Origin of the sequence: Verrucosispora sp. SN26_14.1, from assembly GCF_004307965.1 — a bacterium.
Lineage (GTDB): Bacteria > Actinomycetota > Actinomycetes > Mycobacteriales > Micromonosporaceae > Micromonospora.
Genome location: NZ_SISL01000271.1, coordinates 1 through 8,138, shown reverse-complemented (window position 1 = coordinate 8,138; position 8,138 = coordinate 1). Strand labels below are relative to the sequence as shown.

Annotated in this window: 6 protein-coding genes; 4 read left to right on the top strand and 2 right to left on the bottom strand. The window is 72.2% G+C overall.

What is annotated here, in order from left to right:
* On the bottom strand, positions 1 to 598 hold a 598-nt coding region (locus EYA84_RS21260; RefSeq protein ID WP_131054804.1), incomplete at its 3' end, for a DUF1775 domain-containing protein.
* 200 nt (positions 599 to 798) lie between these two features.
* On the opposite strand from EYA84_RS21260, the gene thrS reads away from it, so the two are divergent.
* The 3 genes from thrS to EYA84_RS21245 all read left to right on the top strand — a co-directional run bounded on the left by thrS (position 799) and on the right by EYA84_RS21245 (position 4,918).
* A complete protein-coding gene (gene thrS / locus EYA84_RS21255) occupies positions 799 to 2,802 on the top strand; it encodes a threonine--tRNA ligase (RefSeq protein ID WP_131054803.1) in 2,004 nt (667 codons plus the stop codon).
* A 195-nt stretch (positions 2,803 to 2,997) separates the two neighbouring features.
* The gene (locus tag EYA84_RS21250; RefSeq protein WP_131054805.1) at positions 2,998 to 3,510 is read left to right on the top strand and encodes an HIT domain-containing protein; all 513 of its coding nucleotides are present in this window, start codon (positions 2,998 to 3,000) and stop codon (positions 3,508 to 3,510) included.
* A 349-nt stretch (positions 3,511 to 3,859) separates the two neighbouring features.
* Entirely contained in the window at positions 3,860 to 4,918 is a 1,059-nt protein-coding gene (locus EYA84_RS21245) for an aldo/keto reductase (RefSeq protein ID WP_131054802.1), read from the top strand.
* Positions 4,919 to 5,063: 145 nt separating this feature from the next.
* On the opposite strand, the gene EYA84_RS21240 is transcribed toward EYA84_RS21245, so the two are convergent.
* Complete coding sequence (locus EYA84_RS21240) at positions 5,064 to 7,187, bottom strand: elongation factor G-like protein EF-G2 (protein ID WP_131054801.1); 2,124 nt, start codon at positions 7,185 to 7,187, stop codon at positions 5,064 to 5,066.
* A 247-nt stretch (positions 7,188 to 7,434) separates the two neighbouring features.
* On the opposite strand from EYA84_RS21240, the gene pgsA reads away from it, so the two are divergent.
* Positions 7,435 to 8,046: a phosphatidylinositol phosphate synthase gene (gene pgsA, locus EYA84_RS21235; RefSeq protein ID WP_131054800.1), complete on the top strand. Its 612-nt coding sequence runs from the start codon at positions 7,435 to 7,437 to the stop codon at positions 8,044 to 8,046.
* The last annotated feature ends 92 nt before the right edge of the window (positions 8,047 to 8,138 follow it).

Sequence of the window (8,138 nt, the reverse complement as noted above, 5' to 3'; positions counted from 1 at the left end):
GCGCGGCCCCGCCGGGGGCCGCGCCGTGAGCGCCGTGGGCGGCACCCGGGTACGCCGGGTCGCCCGGGGTGAGGGTCAGCGCGGGCAGCGGACGCTGGCCGGGACCGTTGCCCCAGTGCACCTGGAGGCCGTCGGCGTAGGTCTGGGTCAGCGCGAACTGCACCTGCTCGGTCTGCGGCAGCGGCGCCATCGAGAACACCAGCCGGGCCGGTCCCTGCGCCGCCGGCCCCGAGGCCCGGGTCCAGGTCAACGCGGCGGTCACCACGTCGGTCGCCGGGCCGTGCATGCCCGCGATCGGGACGTCCAGTTTGCGGGGAGTGATCGCGGGTGCCCAGCCCTCCACCGAGAGCGGATACACCTCGGCCACCGGCGTCTCCACCGGCATCCGGATCTCGATCCGTTCGGTCCGGACCCCGGGCCGCTCGTCGGGCACCACGAACTCGAGCTTGACCGAGTTGCCCTGCTGGGCCTCGGCCGGAGTGAACGTCACACCGTCGGCCCACGCCGTGCTCGCGGGCCAGAGCAGTACCCCGGCCGTGGCCAGGGCGGCCACCAGCGCGCCCCGGCGTCGACGGCTGCCGCCGCGCGTCATCGCCATGCTGGGTTCCCCTCCACATCGACGTGGCCGGAACCGGCTCCGGCCACACCTGGTAGTTCGGATCCCGGGCCGAAAAGGTTCAACGGTGGCGGGATTCGTCCCCTACGGTGTCGGGGACGGTGGCCACCACGCCGACCGATACCATCGCGGTGAGCCGTCACCGGCACCTTTCCGTCACATCTGCTGCGAGGAGTTCACCCGTGTCCGCACCCCGTACCCCCGCCGTGGCCGACCCCGTCGTCGTCGCCGCCGGGACCACGGCGGCCGACGCGGTGGCGGCGGCCGGGTTGCCCACCACCGGCCCGAAGGCGATCGTGGTGGTCCGCGACCCGCAGGGCACCCTGCGCGACCTGGACTGGCGTCCGGCCGAGGAGACCGCCGTCGAGCCGGTCGCGCTGGACTCGCCGGACGGGCTCGACGTGCTGCGGCACTCGACCGCCCACGTGCTGGCCCAGGCGGTGCAGGACGTCTTCCCCGAGGCCCGCCTCGGCATCGGTCCGCCGATCGAGAACGGCTTCTACTACGACTTCGCGGTGGAGAAGCCCTTCCAGCCGGACGACCTCGCCAAGGTCGAGAAGCGGATGCAGGAGATCGTCAAGTCCGGACAGCGGTTCCGGCGGCGGCGCTTCGACAGCCTCGACGAGGCCAAGGTCGAGCTGGCGGCCGAGCCGTTCAAGCTGGAGCTCATCGACGTCAAGGGCGAGGGGCTGGACTCCTCCGAGGTGATGGAGGTGGGCGGCGGCGAGCTGACCATCTACGACAACCTCGCCGCCGACTCCGACAAGGTCTGCTGGTCCGACCTGTGCCGGGGCCCGCACCTGCCCAACACCCGGCTGATCGGCGCGTTCAAGCTGATGCGCTCGGCCGCCGCCTACTGGCGGGGTAGCGAGAAGAACCCCCAGCTCCAGCGGGTGTACGGCACCGCGTGGCCGACCCGGGACGCGCTCAAGGCGTACCTGAAGCTGCTGGAGGAGGCGGCCCGGCGCGACCACCGCAAGCTCGGCGCGGACCTCGACCTGTTCAGCTTCCCCGACGAGCTCGGCTCCGGCCTGGCGGTCTTCCACCCCAAGGGCGGCATCATCCGCCGCGAGATGGAGAACTACTCGCGGATCAAGCACGAGCAGGCCGGGTACGACTTCGTCAACACCCCGCACATCACCAAGGGCCACCTCTACGAGGTCTCCGGGCACCTCGACTGGTACGCCGACGGCATGTTCCCGCCCATGGAGGTGGACGGCGCCAGCTACTACCTCAAGCCGATGAACTGCCCGATGCACGACCTGATCTTCCGGTCCCGTGGTCGCTCCTACCGCGAGTTGCCGCTGCGGATGTTCGAGTTCGGCACGGTCTACCGGTACGAGAAGTCCGGTGTGGTGCACGGCCTGACCCGGGTGCGCGGCATGACCCAGGACGACGCGCACATCTTCTGCTCCGAGGAGCAGATGGCGGGGGAGCTGAAGTCCCTGCTCGCCTTCGTGCTCGAACTCCTGCGCGACTACGGGCTGGACGACTTCTATCTGGAGCTGTCCACCCGCAACCCGGAGAAGTCGGTCGGCACCGACGAGAACTGGGAGCGGGCCACCGAGGCGCTGCGGTCGGCGGCCGAGGAGTCCGGCCTGGACCTGGTGCCCGACCCGGGTGGCGCGGCCTTCTACGGCCCCAAGATCTCCGTGCAGGCCAAGGACGCCATCGGCCGGACCTGGCAGATGTCCACCATCCAGGTCGACTTCAACCTGCCGGAGCGCTTCGGTCTGGAGTACCAGGCCGCCGACGGCACCCGGCAGCGGCCGGTCATGATCCACCGGGCGTTGTTCGGCTCGATCGAGCGGTTCTTCGGCGTGCTCACCGAGCACTACGCCGGGGCGTTCCCGGCCTGGCTGGCCCCGGTGCAGGTGGTCGGCATCCCGATCCGTGAGGACCACGCCGACTATCTGCACGGCTTCGTCGCCGCGCTGCGCGCCGAGGGCGTCCGCGCCCAGGTGGACGCCGGTGACGACCGGATGCAGAAGAAGATCCGCACTGCCCAGCAGCAGAAGATCCCGTTCATGGTGATCGCGGGGGACGACGACGTGGCCGCCGGCACCGTCTCGTTCCGCTACCGTGACGGCTCGCAGCGCAACGGGGTGCCGCTGGACGAGGCGGTCTCCCACGTACTCGACGTCGTCCGCACCCGCACCAACGTCGGCCCCTCCGCCCAGATGTAAGGAAGGGCACCTTATTAACGCCTGCGGTAGAGCAGGGGACCCTTCCTCACATCACGGCGCGTGCCGCTCCACTGATCACGACGCGTGCCGCTTCTCCGCTCACGACGGGTGCCGGGCCGAGGCTCGGCACCCGCCCGTCGGGGCCGTAGGATCGCCGGTGTGACTGGGGGAGCGGACGAGCACAGCGACAGGGACATGGCCGACGGGCTGGACCGGCTCTGGACGCCCCACCGGATGACCTACATCTCCGGCGAGGACCGACCCGAGGGCGGGTACGAGCAGCCCTCCGGTTGCCCGTTCTGCCTGGCGCCGGCCCGGTCGGCGGAGGAGAGCCTGGTCGTGGCGCGGGGCGAGCACGTCTTCGTGGTGCTCAACCTCTATCCGTACAACCCGGGGCATCTGCTGGTCTGCCCGTACCGTCACGTGGCCGACTACACCGACCTGGACGAGCCGGAGACGGTCGAGCTGGCGTCGTTCACCCAGGCCGCCATGCGGGTGATCCGCAAGGTCAGCAATGCGCACGGCTTCAACCTGGGCATGAATCAGGGCGGGGTGGCGGGCGCCGGCATCGCCGCCCACCTGCACCAGCACGTGGTGCCCCGCTGGGGCGGCGACGCCAACTTCATGCCGGTGATCGGGCAGACCAAGGTGTTGCCGCAACTGCTCGGCGACACCCGGGACCTGCTCGTACGCGCCTGGCCGACCTGACCTCACCCGCGCCTCTCGCGCCGCGCCTCCGGCACCCTGGGCTCCGCGCCTCGCGCCTCGCCTCCGCCCTGGGGCCGGCGAGGTGTGCGCCGACCGCTACCGCTGCGCCGCCTTTGCTCTGCTTCACCCCACGCAACGGTTACGCGCTGAAGTCGATGCGTATCGGTGAGCAGAGCAAAGGGGGCGGGGAGGGAAACCGGATCCGGGCCGATCCGCAGGTCGTCCGGGTGGGGCACGAAACGGGGCGGATCCGGGTCGATCAGGGGTGATCCGTGGGAGACGGTCCCCCGTACGGATGATCGTGCTGGATGTCTGTCAAACCCTGTCCGGAAGATGGCACGATGCGCCGGTGGCGGAGTCGACGCGGACGCTCGGGCGCAGCGGGATCGAGGTCAGCGCCCTCGGCATGGGCTGCTGGGCGATCGCTGGCCCCTGGTCCGAGGGACACACCCCGCTCGGCTGGGGGGCGGTCGACGACGAGGAGTCCGTCCGGGCGGTCCGCCGCGCCCTCGACCTCGGCGTGACCCTCTTCGACACCGCCGACTCGTACGGTGCCGGGCACGGTGAACGGCTCCTCGGCCGGGCCCTGGGCCGCCGGCGCGACGAGGCGGTGATCGCCACCAAGTGGGGGTACACGTTCGACGAGCGGTCCCGGCAGGCCACCGGCAGGGACGCGTCCCCGGCATACCTGCACCGGGCGGTACGGGACTCGCTGCGCCGTATCGGCACCGATCGGATCGACCTGTACCAACTGCACCTGGCCGACCTGCCGGTGGCCCCGGCGCAGGCGTTGATCGGCGTCCTGGAGGACCTGGTCACCGACGGGCTGGTGCGGGCGTACGGCTGGAGCACCGACCGGGTCGACCGGGCCGTCGCGCTCGGTCAGGACGCCCGGCACGGCGCGGTCGTCCAGCACAGCCTGTCGGTCCTCCGGGACGCCCCCGACCTGCTCGCGGTCTGCGACAAGTACGACCTGGCCAGCGTCAACCGGGGGCCGCTGGGGATGGGGCTGCTCACCGGCAAGTACCACCACTGTTCGACGCTGCCGCACGACGACGTCCGGGGGATGACCTCGGGATGGCTGGAGTGGTTCCGGGGTGGGCGGCCCGCGCCGGAGTGGCTGCGTCGGGTGCACGCCGTGCGGGCGGCGCTGACCGCCGACGGGCGCACCCTGGCGCAGGGCGCGCTGGGCTGGATCTGGGCCCGCAGCGACCGCACCATCCCGATTCCGGGGTGCCGTACGGTCGCCCAGGTCGAGGAGAACGCCGCCGCCCTGGCCCTCGGTCCGCTGCGCCCGGACCACTTCGCCGAGGTCGAACGCCGACTCGCCGCCCTGCGCTCGGCCGCCCTGCGTGAGGTGGACCGCCCCTACTGGCCCAGCCCCATGCTCCCCACCGCCCGCCCCTGACCACACCTTCGCGCCGATCATGGAGTTGTGGCGCTCCCAAAAGGCCAAATTCGGACCAATGGACAGCCACAAGTCCATGATCGCGGCGACGGCGGGCGGGCGGCGACGGCGGGCGGGCGACGGCGGGCGTGCGACGGCGGTGGTGTCAGGGGGTGGGATGGGAGTCGAAGCGGAGGAAGCGGCGGTGGAAGGTGCCGGTGCCGGCGGTCATCGCGCGCAGCTCCACCGCGTACCGGAGCAGACCCGTCGCGGGCACCTCGGCGCGTACCAGGGTGCGGCCCTCGGCGTCCGGGTCCGGTTCGGTGCCGAGCACCCGGCCGCGTCGACCGGAGAGGTCACCCATCACCGCGCCCACGTTGCCGTCGGGGACCCGGACCGTCACCTCGTCGATCGGCTCCAGCACGACCGGTGCGCCCTGCTCGGCGGCGTCGCGCAGGGCCAGCGCCCCGGCGGTCTGGAACGCCGCGTCGGAGGAGTCGACGCTGTGTGCCTTGCCGTCGACCAGGGTCACCCGCAGGTCCACCACCGGGTGACCGGCGACCAGCCCGCGTTCCATCTGGGCGCGTACGCCCTTCTCGACCGAGGGGACGTAGTGGTGCGGTACGGCGCCGCCGACGACCCGGTCGACGAAATCGAAGCCGGCTCCGCGCGGCAGCGGTTCCACCTCGATGTCGCAGACCGCGTACTGGCCGTGCCCGCCGGACTGTTTGACGTGCCGGCCGTGTCCACGGGCCGGTGCGGTCAGGGTCTCCCGCATCGGCACCCGCACCGGTTCGGTGTCCACCTCGACCCCGCCGGCGCGCAACCGGTCCAGGACCACGTCGGCGTGTGCCTCGCCCATGCACCAGAGCACCACCTGGTGGGTATCCGGGTTGCGTTCCAGCCGCATCGTCGGGTCACCCGCCACCAACCGGGCCAGGTTGCGGGCCAACGCGTCCTCGTCCGAGCGGGTCTTCGCGACCACGGCCACCGGCAGCAGCGGCTCGGGCATCTCCCACGGGGCGATCAGCAGCGGGTCGTCCTTGGCCGAGATGGTGTCGCCGGTCTCCGCGCTGCCGGACTTGGTGATCGCGCAGATGTCACCGGCCACCGCGACACCGACCTCGCGCAGTGTGGCGCCCAGCGGGCTGTAGAGGTGGGCGACGCGCTCGTCGGCGTCGTGGTCCGGGTGGCCGCGTTCGGCCAGGCCGTGTCCGGCGATGTGCACGGTACGGTCCGGAGTCAGCGTGCCGGAGAAGACGCGTACCACGCAGACCCGCCCGACGTGCCGGTCCACGGTCGTCTTGACCACCTCGGCGACCAGGGGACCGTCCGGGTCGCAGGTCAGCGGCGGGCGGGGCGAGCCGTCGACGCCGGTGACCGGCGGCAGGTCGTGCTCGGGCGGGGACGGGAATCCGGCGGTGAGCACCTCCAGCAGCACGTCCAGCCCGACGCCGGTGGCCGCGCAGACCGGCACCACCGGATAGAAGTGACCTCGGGCGACGGCCTTCTCCAGGTCCTCGACCAGCAGGGCGGGATCGATCTCCTCGCCGCCGAGGTACCGGTCCATCAGGGTCTCGTCCTCGCTCTCCGCGATGATCCCCTCGATCAGCTCGTCGCGGGACTCCGCGATCGCCGGCAGGTGCTCCGGGTCGGGTTCGCGGACCTGCGCGGGCAGGCCGGCGGTGTAGTCGAAGACCCGTCGGGTGATCAGCCCGAGCAGGCCGGCGGTGGACTCGCCGTCGTCACCCAGCATCGGCAGGTAGAGCGGGACCACGTTGTCGCCGAAGACGCGCTGGCACAGCGCCACCGCCTCGTCGAAGTCGGCGCGCGGGTGGTCCAGGCGGGCGACGGCCACCGCCCGGGGCATGTCGACGGCGGCGCACTCCTCCCAGAGCGCGGCGGTGGCGGCGTCCATGCCGTCGACGGCGGAGACCACGAACAGGGCGGCGTCGGCGGCCCGCAGTCCGGCCCGCAACTCGCCGACGAAGTCGGCGTAGCCGGGCGTGTCCAGCAGGTTGACCTTGATCCCGTCGTGGTGCAGCGGCGCGCAGGAGAGCGCCACCGAGCGCTGCTGGCGTACGGCGGCGGGGTCGTGGTCGCAGACGGTGGTCCCGTCGGCGATCGAACCCGGCCGGTCGATCGTGCCGCTGGCGGCGAGCAACGCCTCGACGAGCGTGGTCTTGCCCGCCCCGGAGTGCCCGACGAGCACCACGTTGCGGATCCTGGCGGGGTCGGTCACCGCCGGCACGCCGCCGGCGGGCCCCTTGTCGTGACTCTTCTGCGCCATCGGGGCGCACCTCCCTCAACCGGTGGTGGTAGGTGGCGACCGCCGCGCGCGACGGAGACGCGGCCCGGGCGGGTACTGCGGCGATATCTTCCGGGGGACCGCTCCGCAGCGTGCAGTCAACGGGTGGTCGGGTGAGCCGCGTCACCTTACTGCTCGATCTCACACCCGCAGGCGGACCGACACAAGCCTTGCCACGCGGACCGGCGGTGTCGTCGGCCAGGGAGCCGACCGTTATCGTGGGACCGCCATGGCGAAGATCTTCCAAGTGTCGGCCCGCGCGGGGATGACCCGCGTCGTCGAGCCGATCGCCCGCAGCCTGCTGCGCGCGGGCGTGTCCCCCAACGCGGTCACCGTCGCGGGCACCGTCGGAGTGCTCATCGGCGCACTCGGCTTCGGTGCACGCGGCCATCTGGTCGCCGGTGCGCTGATCGTGACGGTCTTCGCGCTCACCGACCTGCTCGACGGGACGATGGCCCGGATGAGCGGCGGGTCCACCAAGTTCGGCGCGTTCCTCGACTCCAGCATGGACCGGGTCGCCGACAGCGCCGTCTTCGGCGCGGTCGCCTTCTATCTGGCCGGGGAGGGGGACCGCGGGGGCATGGCCGCCGCGTTGATCTGCCTGGCCGCGGGGGGTCTCGTCTCGTACGTCAAGGCCCGCGCCGAGGGGCTCGGGATGAGCGGCGACGTGGGCATCGCGGAGCGTACGGAGCGGCTGCTGATCGTCGGCGTCGGCGGCGTGCTCGCCGCGCTGGTCCACCCGGCGGCGCTGCCGATCGCGCTCTGGCTGCTGGCGGCGGTGTCGCTGTTCACCGTCGGCCAGCGGATGCGGTACGTCTACCGGCAGGCCCAGCTCAGGTGAACCTCACCGAACTCGGGTTCGTCGCCGGCTGGCGGCTGGTCCGGGTGCTGCCCCGGCCGGTGGCGGCGGCGGCGTTCGACGCGGTGGCGGAC